Raw genomic sequence first — 20,072 nt, 5'->3', positions numbered from 1 at the left:
TTATTTCTTATTAATATTAATTTCTAACTTTAACTTGGTAAACTACATTTGGTTTTGTTCCAATATGCTCTAATAAATGGTAAGCTCTCTTATCTTCTGCTAATTTAGCTACATGAGAATCTTTATCATTTACGTCACCAAATATCATAGCTCCCGAAGTACATGCATTTGAACAAGCAGTCTGGAACTCACCATCTTTGATTACGCGACCTTCATTTTTCGCTTTTAAGATAGTTGCCTGAGTCATTTGGATACACATTGAACATTTCTCCATAACCCCACGAGAACGTAAGTTTACATCCGGATTTAAAGCCATACGACCTAAATCATCATTCATGTGGTAGTTAAACTCTTCATTTTGGTTGTATAAGAACCAGTTGAAACGACGAACTTTATACGGACAGTTGTTTGCACAGTAACGAGTACCCACACAACGGTTGTAAGCCATATGGTTTTGACCCTGACGACCATGAGATGTAGCCGCAACCGGACACACAGTCTCACATGGAGCATGGTTACAGTGCTGACACATTACCGGTTGGAAAGCAACCTGAGGATTCTCAGATGGATCTTCCATAGCTCTTAAAGTAGATATAGAATCCATTAAACCTTCGCTAGCTGCTTTAGTTTTGTTATCACCGTCAAATGTAGTTTCAGAAGAATAATATCTATCGATACGTAACCAGTGCATATCACGGCTTCTTCTTACCTCTGCTTTACCTACAACCGGAACGTTGTTTTCAGCATGACACGCAATAACACACGCACCACAACCTGTACAGGCATTCAAGTCGATTGATAAATTAAAGTGGTGTCCAATAGTTCTGTCGAACGATTCCCACAAATCAACAGAAGTTGCAGCAACCTCTTTATGATCTAAAGATACAACCGGCATAATATTCCATTCCGCCGCATCTTTAGTATTGAAGATTTCTAAAGTAGTCTCTTTAATGATATCATTACGACCCATTAAAGTTTTTTGTAACTGAACACAAGCAAATTCATGTTCTCCATCAGCTTTTGCCAATGACACAGTTTGCTCTGCCTTGAAGTTGTTATATAAAGCATAAGCATTAACACCAACCTGCATTTCTTCTTTCAATGAAGCAACACGTCCGTATCCTAATGCAAGACCTACAGTACCTTTGGCCTGACCTGGCTGAATCATAACAGGCACGTTCTCTAAAGTAACTGTACCAACTTTTAAAGTTGCAACACTACCGTTCAAACCACCGTTAGCTACATTCCAGTTTTCAAAACCTAATTTTTCAGCATCAGATTTAGAAACAGTTACATAGTTATCCCAAGAAGCTCTTGTAATAGGATCCGGGAATTCCTGCAACCAAGGGTTGTTTGCCTGTTGACCATCTCCCATACCGGTTTTAGTGTATAACACTAATTCCATCCCAGCAGATTTAGCATTTGCCAATACAGCAGCAGCTGCGTTAAAATCAGCACTTGCTCCGGCAGCAGCAGGCAATGAAGTGAATTCAACTCCGTCGTGTACTAATTGGTTCCAGGTTTTTGCACCTGCATAAGCACCACGTACGTAGTCATAATAAGATTGTGTATTTCCTGTCCAAGACAATAAAGCATCCTGGAATTGTACAGTATCAAATAAAGGACGGATTGTAGGCTGTGTAACAGCATAGCTTCCTTTAACGATGCTCACATCTCCCCATGATTCTAAATAATGAGGAACAGCAACTGCTATAGAAGAAGCTAAAGCAGTCTCGTCTTCTTTCATTGTGAAAGTAACTGCTAATTTTACTTTTTTCAATGCATCAGCAAATTCTTTACCATTAGGCAAAGAGTAAACCGGGTTAACACCATTCATAATTAGCGTATGAACAGCTCCCGCTTTTAAATCAGCGATCAACTGACTAACATCTGCATTGTTACCTTTACGGATTTGGCGTGTATTACCAGTATTGAAAGCTTCACTGCCTAAAGCACGGTTGATAGCCAATACTAATAATTGCGCGTTTTTATCATCAATACCAGAAACTAAAACACCTTTAGATCCGGCAGCTTTTAATTGTTGAGCGGCTTTAGCAACCTCTGGGTTGTTTGAAGAACCAACAGAAGCACCTGTAACCACATTATAAATCTGAACCAACGCCTGCTTTTGAGCAGCAACTGTCATTGGCACACGTTTATCAGCAGCAGCTCCAGACAAAGTCATGTTAGCTTCAAACTGATAGTGTTTGGACATTTTTCCGTTTTGAGGAATACGGCCTTGAGCATAGCTCGCATCATAGCCGCCACCTTGCCAGTCTCCTAAGAAATCAGCACCAACAGAAACAATTACACCAGCTTTTGAAAAATCGTAATCAGCTAAAGCTCTTTCTCCATAAACAGCCTGAAAAGCATCCAAAGCCTCCGAAGAAGAAACTGCATCATAAACCACATGCTTAGCATTAGGATTAGCAGCTAAAAACTGACCGATTAATCTGTCTGTAGAAGACGAAGCTGAAGTATTGGTTAACAATACCACTTTACCGCCTTTAGCTTTTGCATCAGCAACGCTTGCAGTAATTTTAGCGTTAGCCTCAGTCCACGAAGCATCTTTACCAGCTATTTTAGACGTTTTTAAACGTAAGCTATCGTATAACGATAACACTGACGCATGTACACGTGCATTAGCATGGAACTGAGCTCCCTCTAATTTATTGTTTTCAATCTTAATAGGACGGCCTTCACGGGTCTTTACCAAGATATTAGCGAAATCAAAACCATCCGAGAATGAAGTTGCATAATAATCTGCAATTCCAGGAATGATTTCCTCAGGTTGAACTACATAAGGAATTGACTTATGTACCGGACCTTCACAGGCAGCCAGTGTTGCAGCAGCTGTACTGAATCCCACATACTTAAGAAAATCACGACGTGTTGTATTAGAAGATGCCAACGAAGCAGCATCACCTAAAAACTCATCTGTTGGAATTTCTTCAACAAACTCGTTATTTCTAAGCGTCTCAACAATAGAGCTATTTTCGTTTAGCTCCTCAACACTTTTCCAGTATTTTTTGTTTGATGACATATTATATATAAAAATTAGCTTCTTAATAAATTATTAGTAGTGACATTTACCACATTCCAAACCTCCCATTTGTGCAGCAGTCAATTTGTCTACACCGTATTTTTTAGAAAGTTCAGCATGGATTTTTTCGTAGTAAGCATTACCTTCTACTTTTACCGCAGTCTCACGGTGACAGTTCACACACCATCCCATAGTCAATGGCGAATGCTGCTTCATGATTTCAAAAGTCTCTACCGGACCGTGACATTTCTGACATTCAATTCCAGCTACAGAAACGTGCTGCGAGTGGTTGAAATATACGAAATCCTGAAGATTATGGATTCTAACCCATTTAACCGGTTTTTGTTTTCCAGTATACTTTTGAGTTGTTTTATCCCATCCTACTGCATCATATAATTTTTGAATTTCCGCAGTATAGAATTCCTTAGTATACTCAACGTAAGTTGAATCTTTATCACCCTGGAATTCAGAGATATTTTTATGACAGTTCATACAAACATTTAATGAAGGAATACCTGCATTTTTACTTGTACGTGCAGCTGAGTGACAGTATTTACAGTCAATACCGTTGTCACCTGCGTGAATTTTGTGAGAGTAATGAATTGGCTGAATAGGCGCATAATCCTGATCCACACCTACCTGCATCAAGTAACCATAAGCAAAATAAGCACTCACCAACATTAATAAAATAGTAGAAACTAATACTAAAAATTGATTTTTAGCAAAAGATCTCCATAATGGCAGGAAAGACAAAGAACGCTCCTTAACTTCAATACCGTTAGCCGCAGATATTTTACGCAATGTATTGTACACCATAAAAAGCATACCAACCAATACAGCTAAAACAACAGCCAGTAAACCTAATACTATGTTATTGGAAATACCTGTTGACTCACTAGGCTGACCAGCAGGACCAGCATTTGTAGGAGTTGGAGCTTCATCTTTTGGTTGAGAAGTGTACGCTAAGATATTATCAATATCCGCATCTGACAACTGAGGAAATGCCGTCATAGGCACTTTATTAAACTCCTCAAATAATTTCACAGCATCAGCATCACCTGAAGCGATTAAACTTTTTGAATCTTTAATCCATTGACCTAACCAAGCTCTGTCACGGCGTTCTGCCACACCACGAAGCGCAGGACCTGTCATTTTATCATCTAATTTGTGACAAGCAGCACAGTTAGCATTAAACAAAGCTTTTCCAGCAGCAGCATCTCCCGCAGCAGCAGGTGCCACAACAGCATCTCCCGCCGGTGCCGCAGCAGCCGGTTCTTGAGCAAAAGAACTTAAAGAAACAGATAATAGAAACGCCAGATTTAACGTTACTACTTTTAAAAACGATTTATGGTTTCCCACCTTTTTCATATGTTAAATGGTTATCATCTAAATTTGGCACAGTATTTTCAGTAGTTGTTTTGCAGAGAATATAGTATGCCATTTAAAAACTCCGACAAAAATACGACTTATGTACTATTCTCAAAACCTTAAATATATCTTAAATATTAATTTATAATTATTCTAAATAATATTATTTGATTTATATATCCCTTAACACTTACATTTGTTTAAAAATTAACCCTTTATGAGAATTTTAACAATTACGAAAACCTTGCTAAACATTTCAACAACAGTGTTTTTTTTAACATTTTCATTTGCACAGGAAGGAAAATCCAAAATAAATCAAGACCCTCGTTTTGAACAACTACTCTCTGAAAAAAGAAAAATAAATTCTTCGATTACTGTAAATGAACGCTATAAAATTCAAATTTTCACTGGAGACGCAGCCACAAGCAAGAAAACACTTACAGAATTCAGGAAGAGCTATAAAAACATCGATGCGACCATAGTATTTCACACACCAATATATAAAGTATGGGTTGGAAGTTTCAAAACCAGAATAGAAGCCGAAAAAAAACTTCAGGATTTGAAAAAGAAATACCCAAACGCTTTTTTAATAAAACCGAACAAGTAGAAGTTGTTTCAAAAATACGAATAGGCTGTTTCAAAAACAGCCTATTTTTTTATTCCAACAAAAGAATCAGTCAGAATTATCCAAAAACAGGTAAAATAAAAAACCTCAAACTTTCGTTTGAGGTTTTGAGCGGAAGACGAGGCTCGAACTCGCGACAACCAGCTTGGAAGGCTGGAGCTCTACCAACTGAGCTACTTCCGCTTTTGTGAGTGCAAATATAAAAATAAGTTTTGCTTTATTGCAAGCATTTAGAGTATTTTTTTTTAATTTTGAGTAAATAAAAAATCATGAGAAAAGCTATCTATTTCATTATCAATATATTTTTACTGATAAGCTGCAAAAAAGAATTAACTCCTCAGGAGAGCTCAATCGACTTCAGCAAAACCTCTGCCGTAAACCAAACCCAAAATAATGACCAGCAACCCAACAGCAATACAGGTTTCAACGCAAACAACCCAACAACTGCCACTAAGATAAATCCCCCTCACGGACAACCCGGACATGTGTGCGGCAATGAAACACAGCAGCAGAATGTCCCGGCTCAATCACAAACAGCCAATAACCAGCAATTTACAGTCAGCCAGACAGCGGTAACAACAAACAACACAAATCAGCCAACTGCAAAAACAGCAAAAGGTATGAATCCTGCACACGGCCAGCCGGGCCACAGATGTGACATAGCTGTTGGAGTGCCTTTAAACTCTAAACCAAACAAAGCCACTGCCAACCCAATAACTGTGACTAGCCCAACAACTACAACCGTAAATCCGAATAACAATTCAGGCACCCCGGCATTAGTCAGTACAAATACAGCCACAACGCAAGTTGCCCCGGGAATGAATCCACCTCATGGACAGCCAGGGCACGTATGCGGCATAGCTGTAGGATCACCTTTAAATCAGGAAAAGAAAACCGAAGAAAACAAAACAACAGAAGAAACTAAAACAGGTGAAGTGAAAAAAGATAATTAATTAATCATATCTTTATCATTAACCTCAATCTCCTGTGTTTTTTTATAGTCGTTATTAAGTTGCTTTTCAAGCGCTTTTTTGTCTTTTTCATTTTTCAGATAAAGAAACCGAATCAGAAAAAGCCCGCCTGCCAACACAAGAATGATATATATATAATAGGTTTCCATAACAATTCTTATTAATTACTTAAATTTAAGAATTTTTAAGGAATTCCAGGTTAAATCAAGATTAATTTTATACCCGGACTATTTATTTTGCAGAGAGGATGGGATTCGTATCACTTTTACAGTCTTTCATTTAAAAATGCTTCACAAATTTTTCAAATTCTACAACATCATGTAATTTACATTTTTTTTAAGCAAATTGAACTGATTTAAAACCAACAAATACACTTCAAATTATGAAATAATATATTCTTTAACATGTTCATATTTCAAACACATGTCTTAACAAAATTCTAATTTGAGTCAACTTATTTAGAGCGAGTAATACCAGCACTTTCCGACAACTTTAATATAAATCATTCCTCTGGGCAAATAGATACATAATCTTGTTTGGCAATGCTTTCAAGCTTTTTACATCTTTTTGACATATTATTTCTTCAGGCAAAATTAATATATACTCTAAAAAAATAATTGCTTTATTTCATAGTTTTAAAAATTGCCGTCTAATTTAAGTCATATTTATAATATACTGGTTATGTTCTCATTATCTATTTTTCTTAATTATTCTAACAAATTTTTAAATGATTTAATTTTACTTTTTTGTTCCAAGTTAAAAAAAACTATTTTTGGCTAAATTAATTAACTTAAATCCTGAGCTTTAATAAATAATAATAAAAACAATATGACCTCAATTAAAAAGGCTGCGTTAAGTTTTATTTTTACAACAATATTATTAGATGTTATTGGCCTAAGTATAATTGCCCCTGTCTTTCCAAGATTAATAGAACAATTAATTGATGGAAATATCAGTCAAGCTTCACAATGGAGTGGTTTGTTAGTTTTTGCTTATGCCTTTATGCAATTTATTTGCGCTCCAATAGTAGGCAGGCTTAGTGATAAATACGGCAGAAGACCAGTTTTATTATTATCTTTATTAGGTTTTGGAATAGATTATATTTTTCTTTGGTTAGCACCAACAATATATTGGTTACTTTTAGGTCGAGTTATTTCGGGAATATTCGGAGCAAGTTACACAACTGCAACTGCATATATTGCAGATATAAGTTCAGACAAAAATAGATCTCAAAATTTTGGAATGATAGGAGCTGCATTTGGATTAGGCTACATAATAGGCCCTATACTAGGTGGAGCATTAAGCGAATTAGGCCCAAGGGTACCATTTATTGCCTCTGCAATTTTAACCTTCATCAATTTAATTTATGGTTATTTTGTTTTACCAGAATCTTTATCCATAGAAAATAGACGTCCATTTGAGTGGAAAAAAGCCAACCCATTAGCCACTTTATTTGAATTAAAAAGAAACAAAAATATTTCAAGTGGATTAATAATTACATTTATATTAATTTACATTGCCGATCATGCAGTAATGAGTACATGGACTTTTATTAATATTGAAAAGTTTGATTGGAGTAACACTTTTATTGGCCTTTCATTAACAATAGCCGGTATAATGGTTGTAATAGTTCAAGCAGGTTTGATTCGTTATATTAATCCTAAAATAGGAGATAAAAAAAGTATTCTTGTTGGACTAGTCCTATATACATTCTCACTTATTTCACTAGCTTTTGCAAATCAAACTTGGATGATTTTTGTTCTTTTAATTCCTTATTGTTTAGGTGGTATTACTGGACCATCATTAAAATCAATTATCTCAAAAAATGTACCTCAAAATGAGCAAGGGGAATTACAGGGAATTTTAACTAGCTTAATGGCTGTTGCTTCCATAATTGGACCTTTATTAATGACTAATATATTTTATTTATTTACTAGTCCAGCAACCCCTATTCAATTTGCAGGAGCTCCATTTTTAGTTGGCGCATTCCTAATGATGACAAGTGTATTTATAACAGTAAACAATATGAAAAAAAATTTGATTGAAGAGCGTTAATTATAAATACAATATACTGCAGGATGCAGATGACAAAATTTTAGATGTGGGTATTCAAAAATTGATTTAGGTTTTTGGGCAGCTTAAATTATAATATTAAATATTCTTAGAGAACTGCTCAAAATAACTACTTATTTATGCCCAATAATTTAAAAGGAAAATTAATTTTAAAAAATACGACAATTTCTACTTACTTTGAAAGAAAAGGAAAAATCTACCGGTAAAATTTTATTAAAAAGAAAAAAAAAAGATCTTTTAGCAGCTTTTTGTATTCTTAATAAAGATTTGCCTTCCATACAGGAAAAAATCACATATCTTCATCCAAATGAGCAAAATCATTACAATACATTAAAATACGACAAACGAAAGTTAAGTTATTTGTTAGGCCGAATTGCTGCCAAAAAAGCAATAAATGAATTAATTGACGTTAATGATCAATCGATATTTATTGATTTTGGGATTTTTCAATTTCCAATTGTTAAGAGTTTTGAAAACCATAATATTCAAGTGAGCATAAGCCATTGTGACAATATTGCTATTGTTTTAGCATTCCCAGAAGAGCACCCATTAGGTGTTGATATAGAAAAAATTAAAGAAGATTCTATTACTGCAATTAAGCAACAAATAACAGATTCTGAGATGAATCTTATTTTAGAATGCCAAACATCATTTCCTATAGGCAGCATGGTCGTTTGGACAGTAAAAGAAGCTATATCAAAAATCTTTAAGACTGGATTGACAATGGATTTTAAAATGTTAGAAATTCAATCCTTAAAAAAGGAAGGTTCTATTTACTTAAGTAGTTTCACCCATTTTACTCAATACAAAGCTATTTCTTATCATTCCGGTAATTATGTGTGTTCAATTGTACTACCTAAGAATACAAATCCTGGTTTAGATCAATTTTGGAATTCTTTTGCAAAAAAAAGCATAAAATAAAATGGAAGTTAAAACATTTCGCGTATCTAATTTTTCTATTATAAATCAATGTTATCTGATTTATAAAAACGATATTGGTATTTTAGTCGATCCCGCTTGGGATTACAACCTTATAAATAATTTTTTAGTTGATAATCAAATTGGTTTAAAATGCATCCTATTGACACATTCTCATCAAGACCATACCAATCTTGCTCAAGAATTTTCCAAGAAACACAATGTGCCGGTTTTCATGTCGGCAATAGAAATTGAAGATTATGAATTTGATTGCCTGAATCTTAAAGCAGTAGATCATTTGAAAGAAATTACAATTGCAACCTTTAGAATTATTCCAATTCTTACTCCAGGGCATACATCTGGAAGCGTATGTTATTTAATAGACAAACATCTTTTTTCAGGAGATACTATATTCATCGAGGGAGTTGGCATATGTATTGATAAAGGCAGTGACCCGAATCAAATGTATGATTCTGTTCAATTTATAAAAAAACATATACCTAAAAAAACATTATTTTGGCCAGGACATTCTTTTGGCCAATCACCCGGAAAAAATCTTGATTTTCTTTTAATGAACAATATTTATTTTCAATTAGATAACAGAGAACATTTTGTTAATTTTAGAATGAGAAAAAATAGCCCCAATCCATTTAAATTTACATAAGGTATTGTGTTAAAAAACTTTTTTAGTCATTTTTAACATTTGAATTAACATCTTTCTGAAGATGAAATTGGTTCTACTAATGAGCAACTAATCAACAATAAGACAATACATAAACGACGGTTTAAAAGAATGAGAAAAACCTATTTAGTTTGCTCTTTTTAAAATATAAATACCATTTAATAAAATTAATCTTACTATTAATTTTTCAATCCACGATGTTAGTAAATTTTTCTTTTAAGTGAGCACATAACTTTCTAATCAGTTGTTATGTAAGAGATTTCAAAGTCATCCAAGTATGCAAACAATTCTAGGTTTACAATATAGAGTGAATAACTACAATTCGATGAACTTCATCTTTTGCAAATAGGCTTAGTGTTTTTCCTGTCTTCTTTGATTACTCTGTATTTTTTTGTCTTACAAATACGATTGTTCTATTTTTACCAAAAGAATTTACTTAATATACTTTGTCAAAATTTCAATTCTATCCTTTACATTTATCCATAAATTTTGAAAAATAAGGGTTATAAACATCTTGAACAAGTGTTTATGACCAACCAAAGATATACACTAACGCTCTTAATTTCAATGTATAAAATCGATTTGTACCACACCAAATACTAGGATGAAGATTCTAAAATTATTGAAAAATCATAAACGTGATTCGAGTTTTAATTAAATATTGAGCAACAATTGTTGATATGATTTTAAACTCAATTTTGTCCAACATTTATTTGAAAAAACCATTCTGTTCAATGGCGTAATCTCTTTATTTGTTAAGGATAAGTCGAATTTCATACCCCCAAAAGCTACGCGTTAGAATTATTTTACTAAAAATATTTTTTTCTAATGCGTGATTTGATTTTAATTAAAGCAATATCAATATTTTTGCGTTTACCTCGAGCCATCCCTTTACATATATACATTCGCAAAACTTATCGAAATATTCTCAAAAAACTTCCCCGACACACACATTGTTCTGATTATTATTGCACTATCCAAAGTAATTATTCTTCGATATCATATCCAAAAAACGAATAGTAGACTATCGGAACAGAAGCATATTAATACTCTATCACTGCGCTTTAATCCAAATACCATAGCAACAAAATTTTAAAAACACCACTGGATCAATATTTTACAGACATTCTGTACTGTAAAGTTTTGGTTGGTTTTTCTTAAAAAATGAAGACCTATTGACTCTTCTAAAATACTGAAAATGAACCTTGGGCATTAGCAGATCTAGATGAACCGTAGTAAATACTTAGAATTAAATATTTTTATCTCATATAAATAAACACAGAAAAACCTTACATTTACATTCCGAAACAAATATAGCAGTTTTAGGAAATTGAGCTTGAGTATATAATGGAATAGTACGTAAAAAAAAATCCCAACTCGTGAAAGCCCGTAGATTGTTATAAGCCATTTAAAACAACAACACAAATAGTAAACTAACATTATATGCTGACAATAATATTTATCATATATGGACTATGCTTCATTCTAGAACGAATTATTCCTGGTTGGAAATTGCCTGACGTACCAACTTGGACAATTAGAGTTTTATCAGTGAACTTTATTCAACTTGGAATTGTCACACTTGCTGGCGTGACTTGGGGAAAATGGTTTTCAGCATATTCATTGTTTAATCTTTCAAACCACGTTAACCCAATTATTGGCGGATTAATTGCATATCTTATTCTGACTTTTATTTTCTATTGGTGGCATCGTTGGAGACACAGCGCAGACTTTTTGTGGACACGTTTTCATCAAATACACCACAGTCCTCAACGAATTGAAGTAATAACTTCTTTTTACAAACATCCACTTGAAATGATTTTGAACTCTATTATTGGAAGTTTACTCGTTCACTGTCTACTCGGACTTACTTTAGAAGCAAGCGGAATTTACACACTTTGCACTGCACTTGGGGAATTTTTCTGTCACGCAAATATCAAGACACCACAGTGGATTGGTTACTTTTTTCAGCGACCAGAAATGCACAGAATACATCATGAATATAACAAGCACACAAACAACTATGGAGACATTGTTTGGTGGGATATGCTCTTCGGGACTTATGAAAATCCAAAAGAATTTACAACTTCATGTGGCTTTGACAATGACAAAGAACAACGATTTTTTGATATGCTAAAATTCAAGGACGTGCACAAAACAACGCAAAAAAATAAAACGGATTGACAAAAATTTCTTATAACAACGGGAAACTGTTGTATAACTACTATTTTTTCAAAATATCTCAAAAAAATTATGCAATTAAACATCTTAAAAGCCACTTGAAAGAGATTTAATTTTTAGCTTAAAAACTAAAGTCCTAAAATTTGAGTGTCTTACAATCAGGTTTTTTAAGTCTAAAGATGGTTTTACTAAAAGTAAAAGGGCAGTTCTTCTCTTGATTTAAGGGATAATTTGGTTAAAAAATCTTGGTTTTTCACTATAGAACGTAATATTTCTTTAAATTATAAGTTAAACTTGCCATTAATACATGTTTTCACCATTTTTATTCCTCTAGTATTAACCGTTTCATATTGATAAGTGTTCCTAATATAGGCTCTATCGTTTTACTTCATACTCCTATCATTTTATTGAATATCCAGTATTTGTATGAGTTCCATGTAGAAAAAATAAAATTATAAAAACAAAAGTTCTTCTAAAGCCTTTAATTGCCTCTCTTCTCTTTTAAAAGGGCTCATTATTTGAAACGTTTTAGAATTAGATAAAGGCCCCAAATTATAGTTAACGAAAGTTGCACTCGTACCTGAGGGTCCTAAATCTATATAAAGACAAGTTCCTTTATTTTCAATATATTTTACCATTTTTGAGAAATCATTATATTTACTCACAACATCCCAAAAATAATTTTTGGGTATAACCAATAACTCATCACATTCCAGCCCCGAAATAAAACCAGATTTTGGATTGGAGAATGCCGGAATAGATTCAGAATAATATTCAAATCCATATCGACCACCTTCAATTAAAGACGAATGAAACGGGTAATTAACTGCTAGTCTTACAAATTCTACACCCTGTCTATCCAATTCAGATTGAAATGAATCTAAATTTTTAACTGATCCCGACAACGTGAAATGACCATCAAAGTTATCAGATGCTAGAGTTAGTTCATGTTGATGATAAAGTTTTTCCACTTCTTTTCGTTTTTGATTCAACACTACTAACATTCCTCCTTTAGAATCATTTCTGACGATTGACTTAGCTTGTTCTATTGATGCTTCAATTGCCATTTCTTCACTCCATATCCCTTTTACAACAGCCGCTGTAAATTCGCCTAAACTATTTCCAGCAACGAAATCAGGCTTAACATTCATTTCTTTTATCACATTGTACATTGCAATTTCCACTGCAACAATTGCAGGGTGTGTTATAAGTAAATCATCAAATACTTCATTCTTTTCTGTATATAATTCATCTATCAAAGATCGATTCAAATGTTTTTTGACAATTAAATCACTTTTTTCTAGGCTATTTTTGAAAATAAGGTTTCTTTTAAATAATTTTATCCCCATGCCACGATACTGACTCCCCTGACCAGAGAAGAGAAATACAATTTTTTGATTATCCTCCATTTATTAAAAGTAATTTAAAATCCAAAAAAAGATTCAATCCGCTCAGCGACTTCTGATTGATGAAATGTAACCTTATGCATTTTTAACTCTTTCTTAATAATTTCAGGAAGTTTTGCTTTAATATCTGCATTTAAATGCTCCTTTAAAGTAATGAGAGAAAGCCTTGGTTTATCAGCCAAACATCTTGCTAATTTTAAAGCTTCGTTTAATACTTCTGATTTAGAAACTACTTTTACTTTCACACCTCTATCCTTTAATTCACCACCTCTATAATTTTCTGCTGTAAATAGCATTTCATTCCCTATAGTTCGACCCAATTTTGAAGGAACCAACAAAGTGCCTCCCATGCCCGGTGTGAAACCATATTTCATAAAATTGGTTGTATAAACATTCTCCTTTCCTAAAATAACAAAATCAGCGTAAAGGCCGAATACAAACCCACCACCAATTGCATGACCTTGCATAGCAGAAATAACTGGAATTTCACAATCAAGAGGATGCGTAAAGAAGTTTAAATCAGCAAACCCAATTTCACCATTGTGAATCGCAAAAAGCTCTTCTTTTGTCCCTCCACAACAGAAATAATTGTCATATCCGCAAAGAATTACTACTTTATAACTTGAATTCTTTTTTATTTTTTCAAAAACTTCAATAATACCTTCCATCAATTCTCTTGAAAAGGTATTCCGGGAGGCACGGTCCTCCAAGGTTATTTGCACAATTCCGTCTCCTAACTCTGTTAATTTTACTACTTGTCCCATGGAAATTTTCCGTTTTCTACAAAATTACTAATATTGGTTTGCACTTTTTCTGTGTTTAAAAGGGAATATATCTTATCGACTGCTAATTGTTGTGTTTGTTGGTTTATAATCCATAACTTAGACATATAGTCTTTAAGGTCTTTTATTGTATCCGTTTCCAGCTTAGTTAGTCTAAGCAGGTTCTTACGAACTACTTCATTAACATTCGTACTTACTTCATCTACCAGACCTATTTGATGTGCACGTTCAGCTGAAATTCCTTGGGAAATCAATGTCATCCATTGTGCTTTTTGATAACCGACTCTTCTAATAAGGAAAGGTATTACACATGCCGGCAACAATCCGAATAAAACTTCTGATAAACCAAAGGTTGCTTTTTCATCTGCAATTACAATATCACTTACCGCTACTAGACCAATTCCTCCTGCATTCACCTTTCCTTCTACTTTAGCAACAATAATTTTGGAGCACAACGAGAAATGTTTCAATAAATCGTAATATTTATTCGGATCATCACCTATTAAGCTTTCGGAGTCATTTTTATAAATTGTTTTAAAATCCATACCAGAACAAAAAACATCAGGCAAACCTTCCAATACAACTACCTTAATTTCAGGATTCGATTCAATCTGAACTAAAACCATCATTAGCTCCTTTATGAGAAAACCATTGATGCTATTATTAGCTTCAGGCCTGTAAAGTTGTATTGTAATTATATTTCTTTGCTCTGAAACTTTTATATTCTTATAGAAATTTGTTATGATGTTCTCCATTGGCAATAATTATGTATAGCATTTACTTATTTAAAAATCTAAGGCTTAGTAATATTAATTGAGATAAATAAAATAGTCTACAACGTTTTATTACACCCACTCATATATTCTGTGGTAATCCTTAATTTCGGAAAAAACAAGTCTATTTTTTCCTTCTATATGTTTAAAAGCATTTGGAAATAAATTTTTATCAACCTTATGATTTCTTGTTCCAAATTTTAAATTAGCATTTGCCTTCAATGTTTCTTCATATTCTTTAATTGAGAGTTTATAACGATCATCAAGGTGTTTAGCCAAACTAAATTGTTTCATTTTTTCTTGTGATTGAGCTGTAATGATTCCGCTAAAAAACTCCGAACTGCAACCAGAACCATATGAGAATACACCTACTCGTTTTGCTTTTTCGAAGTTTCCGTTATCAATTAAGCTTGCTAATGACAGATGCGTTGTAGCTCCCATTATATTTCCAACTCTTTGGCAATAAATTAAACCAGGCATTACTCTTTCTTGAAAATCTGTTTCAATTTGTTCTGGATTTGCTTTATTAAACTTTCTCATATTTGTGCGGTGAGCTCCTTTTACCATTCCACCAAACGGGGTATGAAAAGCCAGATATTGGAAAGTGTTTTTGTAATCAGCATCTGCTACTCTTTTTTGATATTCTTTGAAGGCATTCTCACAACAATCCAAATAGGACAATAATGATAAATCAGCATTTCCAGCCTCTTCATCTGGAACTGGTCGACAAGTATCCATTACTTCATAGCCATAATAACCGTTAGCACCTTTATCCACCTGAAATACTATAGGATTATCACTTACAAGCATAGCTACCGCACCAGATCCTGTACTAGGCTCAACAAAAGACATTTCCATCGATTCATCAACTGCAGTCATTCGCAAAATATCCGTGCAAATAACCAGTACTTTTCTGCCTGGTGAGGTTTGTGATAGAACAAAATTAATAGCCATTTGAAAACCTGCTGTGCCTGAAAAACATGCATTTTTAATTTCAAATAATCGACAGTTTCTATTCAATCCCAAATAATCATGTATATATGTACTCATTGATTTTCCAAAATCTATTCCTGATTCTGTACATGTAATTACCATATCAATCCGATCTCTTTCTTCTAATGACAAGCTGTCTATAATTGGTTTAGCTGCATTTACACCATTAGAAATAGGGTCTTCATATGGCATGGGAACAGTTTTCTCTTTCATCAATAACTGTTCAAATCGATTGTTATCTAACTTTCGAAGTTTTGCAACCTCAGCTACTTCTATTGTTGCTGATCCACAATAAATATTCATAGCTTCTATTCCTGCATTCATATTTTTAAGTATAAATAATTAATTTTTTTTAAAGATTATAGAAGTGTTGATTCCTCCAAAACCAAAATTGTTACTCATGGTATAATTCAAAACCATCGATTTAGATTCTTCTTTTATCCAATAAATTTTATCGTTAATAGGATTTATAAGATTATTATTTGGATGAAGAAAATTATACTTCATTTGTAGTAGACTAGCAATACTTTCAACTACTCCAGCTGCTGATAAAGCATGACCGATAAGGGATTTAGTGCTATTGGCTTTAACACCTTCTAACCCTATTGACAATAGTGCTTCAATTTCAGTTTTATCTCCAATCTTTGAAGCTGTACCATGAGTGTTTACGTAATCTATCTCTTGAAAATTCACCCCGGCATTTATCATAGCAGAGCGCATCGCTTTTTCTTCCCCTTCGATGGATGGGTTTGGGTTCCTATTAGCATCCATATTTAATCCATATCCAGCTATAGATCCATAAGCATTTTTACCTCTTTTAGCAGCATGTTCCTCAGATTCTAAAATCATACATCCAGCCGATTGTCCATTTACAAACCCACAATGAGCTTCATCAAATGGTCTGCAAATTTCTGACGGATCCATTCCTTCTGATATCACAGCCATTGCTCCCATGGAAGTAAAACCTTGGAATTCATATATTGAAAGTTCCATTAAAGGTGCAACAACAATAATCAAATCGTATTCATTACTTTTTATTAATCTAGCCCCTTGAATAATTGCCATATTTCCACTGGCTGATGCTGCTCCTATTACATGGCCTTCACCCCTTATTCCAAATAACTCCGATAAAACACCTACAAGATCAGTGTCAAAAAAATTAAACCCATAATTAGGATTCATAAACTGTAATTTTTCCCGATATTTATCTTGAATTTCTTTCAAACTGGCTTGTTGAGTATTAGTTCCACCAGACACTATTGCAACTCTTGTCAAATCTATATTTGCGTCTGTCAGACCAGCATCAGCCCATGCTTCCAATGCAGAATAAACACCAAAAGAGGTACTGGCAGAAATATTCCTTAACCGTTTCGTTTTTTCAATAATCCTTTCATTAACATTTATTTCTCCAATCAATCCAGATAAATTAAAATCGTTTACCTTGGCTACAGGGAAGCTGAATGATGACCTTGAATGATTAAATTCCATTCTTGAAAAATTTGTTGTTCCTTTTTTTAATCCGCTCGTAAATTGACTCAGCCCTATCCCAATTGGTGTAACTACACCCATACCTGTCACTTTTACGCTGGTTTCTAATCGTTTCATGATTAATCAATTTTACATGCAAACATTACTTTTAACCCACAAGATGTTTCCTAATGATTTAAAAATTATTTTCTTTTTTCTACGATTAAATCAGCCAGCTCATTTATTGTGTGGGCGCCGACAAATTCAATCCGTGATACATCTAAGTCTAAACGTTCAAGAGTTAGAGTAATCAATTCCCCTCTATCAATAGAATTAGCACCAAGATTAACCAAGGTTTCATCTTCTGATACTTCTTTCCCTTCTAATTCAGGCATTATTTCAATAAGGTTTTCTTTGATAAGGTTTAAAATTTCATTTTTCATGTGTATTCTATTTAATGTAAAAAAATAAATTATTTAGTTTCTGTTATATTATTAATTACTGACTTTTAAAAGCATTTCATGAATTAAAAAAGCAGCTTCATCCATCATTTTTATGCCTATTTGATCGGCATAACGATTCCTCCAATTCTCCAAGGATGTTCCTTTAACCCATTGGTTGAAAGCTCCTAATGATGGGCCGGTATGGATTTGAAAGTTGACTTTATCACTTTCATTTCCATCAAAAGCTAATCTTGTACTATATCCAAAGTATCTGCGGAAAATCAATGCCATTTTTACTTTTGAATTCTTCTCAGCTTCTGCAATTGTTGATATTTCCCCTTTATTCCTTAAATGGTTTTTAGTTTCTTCCCATATAGTATCAATTGATTTCTTAAAATAATTTTTTTCTAAACCCTCGACTATTTTTGGAGGTATTTCTTCCAATGAATTGTATTGATTATAAAGTGTATAAAGCTTATTTGCTCTTGCAGGAAACAAGACTCCTTTTTTTAACACCTGTATTTTTGCTCCGAGTTCAAACATATCTCCAGCTGGAGCATAATCAGTATCCTGTACATTTATATCCTGTAATAAATCTTTAACCAGATCACTGGTACCGGCATCCACAGTACATTGATTAATTGAACCTGTCAAAACAAAATCTGCTCCCATCATAAAAGCGCAAGCTACTGCCTGAGGCGTTCCAATTCCACCAGCTAAACCAACATTAATAGATTTATTGTAATTATATTCATTTTTGATTTGCATTCTTAATTGCTGAATAGAAGGTAATAATACCATTGCTACACCTGAATCCGTATGGCCAGCAGAATCAGCTTCAACACATATATCATAGCTTATAGGTATTCTTTTAGCCAGTTCAGCTTGTTCTATAGTTACAAGACCTTCATCTAAAAGTTTATTTACTATTCTTTCTGGAGCAGGCCTCATAAATGCTTCTGCAACTTCCGGTCTTGATATTTTTGCTATTATTTTATGATCAGACATTATAGATCCGTCCACATTTTTTCGTAACCCTTTCAAATGATAATAAACCAAGGCAGGTGTTATTTGCATAAACGCCGCTGCTTCTACTTTTCGAATCCCTTTTTTTATGTATAGTTCTACAAATTTCATCTCAGCTTTCATATCCATTGGATTATGAAGTAAATTCATCCCATAAGCTTCCTCATTTCTCAATTTCTCTTGAATATAGTTGATATCCTCCTCTACTTTTTCTAAAGACATACCTCCAGTTCCAAGAAAACCGAGTAACTTTGCTTTAGCCATTCTAACCACTAATTCTTTAGAAGAAATACCTCGATACATTGCTCCTGAAACATATGCATATTTTATCCCATAATCGTCTCTGAATGTTTTACTTCCTAATCGTGTTGATAAATCATTACTTTTTATAGTATGTTTAATATTAATCTCTTCTGCTAAAACAGATTTTTCTTCCTCAATAATAATTGGGGAGCATTTTTGTTTAATTTCATTTACCATTTTGGTAAGGATTACTCCGCCAATTTCCTCATAATCTGTAACTCCTTTTGTCATAAGTAAACGAACAGTATCAGTCCATTGAACAGAACTTTCAATTTGATTACTTAGCAATGCTGCAATTTGATCATCACTATATGGCCTGGCAGTGACATTTGATATAACCGGTATTTGCAAGGGTGAAAAATTAAATTCATTAAGGAAACTTGAAAATTTTTCAGCGGCGGGCTTCATATATCTGGAATGAAATGGTGCACTCACGAATAAAGGGATTATTTTAATTCCCTGATTATCAAAATTTTTCACCACTTTATTTATCATTTCTTCTTGACCAGCTATCACTGTTTGTGACGGTGTATTAAAATTAGCAATATCAATACCAGTGAAGCCGTTATCTGCTAGTTTTTGGCTTAATGTATCAACATCTAACCCTATAACTGCCGCCATACCTCCCCCTGATGCAGCTGCCATTAAACTACCTCTTTTTTGTACAAGCTTTAATCCTGTAGCAAAGTCAAAAGCACCCGCTACTAATAATGCATTGTATTCACCCAGGCTGTGTCCTATTAAATAATCAGGTTTGTTGTATTGATTTTGCTGTTTGTAATATGAAAAAGCATTAACTACATACAGAGCAGGTTGCGTGAACTGTGTTTTCCCTAACAACTTTTGTGGATCATTTACACAAAGCTCCTCCAAATCATATCCTAATATATCCGAAGCTTGTTTTGTTTCCATTGGATAAATTTTGAATAAATCCTTACCCATCCCTTTGTATTGTGATCCTTGACCAGCAAACATGATTGCTTTCATATATTCAATTCTTTTCGTTACTAATTAGTTC

Annotated in this window: 16 protein-coding genes and 1 tRNA gene; 6 read left to right on the top strand and 11 right to left on the bottom strand. The window is 33.5% G+C overall.

What is annotated here, in order from left to right; translation table 11 throughout:
- Positions 1 to 16: 16 nt before the first annotated feature.
- Together EZM65_RS06770 and EZM65_RS06765 are read right to left on the bottom strand one after the other, a co-directional pair.
- Positions 17 to 3,043 carry a TAT-variant-translocated molybdopterin oxidoreductase gene (locus EZM65_RS06770; RefSeq protein ID WP_136667796.1) on the bottom strand — a complete coding sequence of 1,009 codons (3,027 nt, stop codon included), beginning with the start codon at positions 3,041 to 3,043 and terminating at the stop codon, positions 17 to 19.
- Positions 3,044 to 3,076: 33 nt separating this feature from the next.
- Positions 3,077 to 4,411, bottom strand: a complete 1,335-nt coding sequence (locus EZM65_RS06765; protein WP_136667795.1) for a c-type cytochrome — start codon at positions 4,409 to 4,411, stop codon at positions 3,077 to 3,079.
- Between the two features lie 217 nt (positions 4,412 to 4,628).
- Here EZM65_RS06765 and EZM65_RS06760 point away from each other — a divergent pair, with 217 nt between their 5' ends.
- On the top strand, positions 4,629 to 5,018 hold the full coding sequence (locus tag EZM65_RS06760) for an SPOR domain-containing protein (RefSeq protein WP_136667794.1): 390 nt from the start codon (positions 4,629 to 4,631) through the stop codon (positions 5,016 to 5,018).
- 128 nt (positions 5,019 to 5,146) lie between these two features.
- On the opposite strand, the gene EZM65_RS06755 is transcribed toward EZM65_RS06760, so the two are convergent.
- Positions 5,147 to 5,219 (bottom strand) — tRNA-Gly (locus EZM65_RS06755).
- 86 nt (positions 5,220 to 5,305) lie between these two features.
- Here EZM65_RS06755 and EZM65_RS06750 point away from each other — a divergent pair.
- The gene (locus tag EZM65_RS06750; protein WP_211196198.1) at positions 5,306 to 5,989 is read left to right on the top strand and encodes a hypothetical protein; all 684 of its coding nucleotides are present in this window, start codon (positions 5,306 to 5,308) and stop codon (positions 5,987 to 5,989) included.
- On the opposite strand, the gene EZM65_RS15485 is transcribed toward EZM65_RS06750, so the two are convergent.
- Complete coding sequence (locus EZM65_RS15485) at positions 5,986 to 6,156, bottom strand: hypothetical protein (protein ID WP_169051659.1); 171 nt, start codon at positions 6,154 to 6,156, stop codon at positions 5,986 to 5,988. The two genes, EZM65_RS06750 and EZM65_RS15485, sit on opposite strands and share 4 nt — an antisense overlap.
- Positions 6,157 to 6,835: 679 nt before the next feature.
- Between EZM65_RS15485 and EZM65_RS06745 the strand changes: the two genes are divergently transcribed.
- The 4 genes from EZM65_RS06745 (at position 6,836) to EZM65_RS06730 (ending at position 11,864) form a co-directional block, all read left to right on the top strand.
- On the top strand, positions 6,836 to 8,062 hold the full coding sequence (locus EZM65_RS06745) for a TCR/Tet family MFS transporter (RefSeq protein ID WP_136667793.1): 1,227 nt from the start codon (positions 6,836 to 6,838) through the stop codon (positions 8,060 to 8,062).
- A 195-nt stretch (positions 8,063 to 8,257) separates the two neighbouring features.
- Positions 8,258 to 9,001, top strand: coding sequence for a 4'-phosphopantetheinyl transferase superfamily protein (locus EZM65_RS06740; RefSeq protein WP_169051658.1), 744 nt, complete (start codon positions 8,258 to 8,260; stop codon positions 8,999 to 9,001).
- Between the two features lies 1 nt (position 9,002).
- Positions 9,003 to 9,662 carry an MBL fold metallo-hydrolase gene (locus EZM65_RS06735; RefSeq protein ID WP_136667791.1) on the top strand — a complete coding sequence of 220 codons (660 nt, stop codon included), beginning with the start codon at positions 9,003 to 9,005 and terminating at the stop codon, positions 9,660 to 9,662.
- A gap of 1,461 nt (positions 9,663 to 11,123) precedes the next feature.
- Positions 11,124 to 11,864 (top strand): sterol desaturase family protein, encoded by a 741-nt coding sequence (locus tag EZM65_RS06730; RefSeq protein WP_136667790.1) that lies wholly within the window; start codon positions 11,124 to 11,126, stop codon positions 11,862 to 11,864.
- Between the two features lie 449 nt (positions 11,865 to 12,313).
- On the opposite strand, the gene EZM65_RS06725 is transcribed toward EZM65_RS06730, so the two are convergent.
- The 7 genes from EZM65_RS06725 to fabD form a co-directional block, all read right to left on the bottom strand.
- Complete coding sequence (locus EZM65_RS06725) at positions 12,314 to 13,270, bottom strand: acyltransferase domain-containing protein (RefSeq protein ID WP_136667789.1); 957 nt, start codon at positions 13,268 to 13,270, stop codon at positions 12,314 to 12,316.
- Between the two features lie 14 nt (positions 13,271 to 13,284).
- Positions 13,285 to 14,031, bottom strand: coding sequence for a polyketide synthase (locus tag EZM65_RS06720; RefSeq protein ID WP_136667788.1), 747 nt, complete (start codon positions 14,029 to 14,031; stop codon positions 13,285 to 13,287).
- Entirely contained in the window at positions 14,019 to 14,804 is a 786-nt protein-coding gene (locus tag EZM65_RS06715) for an enoyl-CoA hydratase/isomerase (protein WP_136667787.1), read from the bottom strand. The genes EZM65_RS06720 and EZM65_RS06715 overlap by 13 nt, the downstream gene beginning before the upstream one ends.
- Positions 14,805 to 14,894: 90 nt before the next feature.
- A complete protein-coding gene (locus EZM65_RS06710) occupies positions 14,895 to 16,139 on the bottom strand; it encodes a hydroxymethylglutaryl-CoA synthase family protein (RefSeq protein WP_136667786.1) in 1,245 nt (414 codons plus the stop codon).
- An 18-nt stretch (positions 16,140 to 16,157) separates the two neighbouring features.
- Positions 16,158 to 17,420, bottom strand: a complete 1,263-nt coding sequence (locus EZM65_RS06705; protein ID WP_136667785.1) for a beta-ketoacyl synthase N-terminal-like domain-containing protein — start codon at positions 17,418 to 17,420, stop codon at positions 16,158 to 16,160.
- Positions 17,421 to 17,485: 65 nt separating this feature from the next.
- Positions 17,486 to 17,725 (bottom strand): acyl carrier protein, encoded by a 240-nt coding sequence (locus EZM65_RS06700; protein ID WP_136667784.1) that lies wholly within the window; start codon positions 17,723 to 17,725, stop codon positions 17,486 to 17,488.
- A gap of 51 nt (positions 17,726 to 17,776) precedes the next feature.
- Positions 17,777 to 20,041 carry an ACP S-malonyltransferase gene (fabD, locus tag EZM65_RS06695; protein WP_136667783.1) on the bottom strand — a complete coding sequence of 755 codons (2,265 nt, stop codon included), beginning with the start codon at positions 20,039 to 20,041 and terminating at the stop codon, positions 17,777 to 17,779.
- Positions 20,042 to 20,072 lie beyond the last annotated feature (31 nt).

Origin of the sequence: Flavobacterium sp. H122, from assembly GCF_004959765.1 — a bacterium.
In the GTDB taxonomy this organism is placed as follows: domain Bacteria; phylum Bacteroidota; class Bacteroidia; order Flavobacteriales; family Flavobacteriaceae; genus Flavobacterium.
The sequence above is the reverse complement of the archived record's forward strand: the minus strand, read 5'-3'. Positions and strand labels throughout refer to the sequence as shown.

Coding starts and splice junctions, on each gene's coding strand:
- EZM65_RS06770 (WP_136667796.1), bottom strand. CDS start 3,043: ATGTCATCAAACAAAAAATACTGGAAAAGTGTTGAGGAGCTAAACGAA.
- EZM65_RS06765 (WP_136667795.1), bottom strand. CDS start 4,411: ATGAAAAAGGTGGGAAACCATAAATCGTTTTTAAAAGTAGTAACGTTA.
- EZM65_RS06760 (WP_136667794.1), top strand. CDS start 4,629: ATGAGAATTTTAACAATTACGAAAACCTTGCTAAACATTTCAACAACA.
- EZM65_RS06750 (WP_211196198.1), top strand. CDS start 5,306: ATGAGAAAAGCTATCTATTTCATTATCAATATATTTTTACTGATAAGC.
- EZM65_RS15485 (WP_169051659.1), bottom strand. CDS start 6,156: ATGGAAACCTATTATATATATATCATTCTTGTGTTGGCAGGCGGGCTT.
- EZM65_RS06745 (WP_136667793.1), top strand. CDS start 6,836: ATGACCTCAATTAAAAAGGCTGCGTTAAGTTTTATTTTTACAACAATA.
- EZM65_RS06735 (WP_136667791.1), top strand. CDS start 9,003: ATGGAAGTTAAAACATTTCGCGTATCTAATTTTTCTATTATAAATCAA.
- EZM65_RS06730 (WP_136667790.1), top strand. CDS start 11,124: ATGCTGACAATAATATTTATCATATATGGACTATGCTTCATTCTAGAA.
- EZM65_RS06725 (WP_136667789.1), bottom strand. CDS start 13,270: ATGGAGGATAATCAAAAAATTGTATTTCTCTTCTCTGGTCAGGGGAGT.
- EZM65_RS06720 (WP_136667788.1), bottom strand. CDS start 14,031: ATGGGACAAGTAGTAAAATTAACAGAGTTAGGAGACGGAATTGTGCAA.
- EZM65_RS06715 (WP_136667787.1), bottom strand. CDS start 14,804: ATGGAGAACATCATAACAAATTTCTATAAGAATATAAAAGTTTCAGAG.
- EZM65_RS06710 (WP_136667786.1), bottom strand. CDS start 16,139: ATGAATGCAGGAATAGAAGCTATGAATATTTATTGTGGATCAGCAACA.
- EZM65_RS06705 (WP_136667785.1), bottom strand. CDS start 17,420: ATGAAACGATTAGAAACCAGCGTAAAAGTGACAGGTATGGGTGTAGTT.
- EZM65_RS06700 (WP_136667784.1), bottom strand. CDS start 17,725: ATGAAAAATGAAATTTTAAACCTTATCAAAGAAAACCTTATTGAAATA.
- fabD (WP_136667783.1), bottom strand. CDS start 20,041: ATGAAAGCAATCATGTTTGCTGGTCAAGGATCACAATACAAAGGGATG.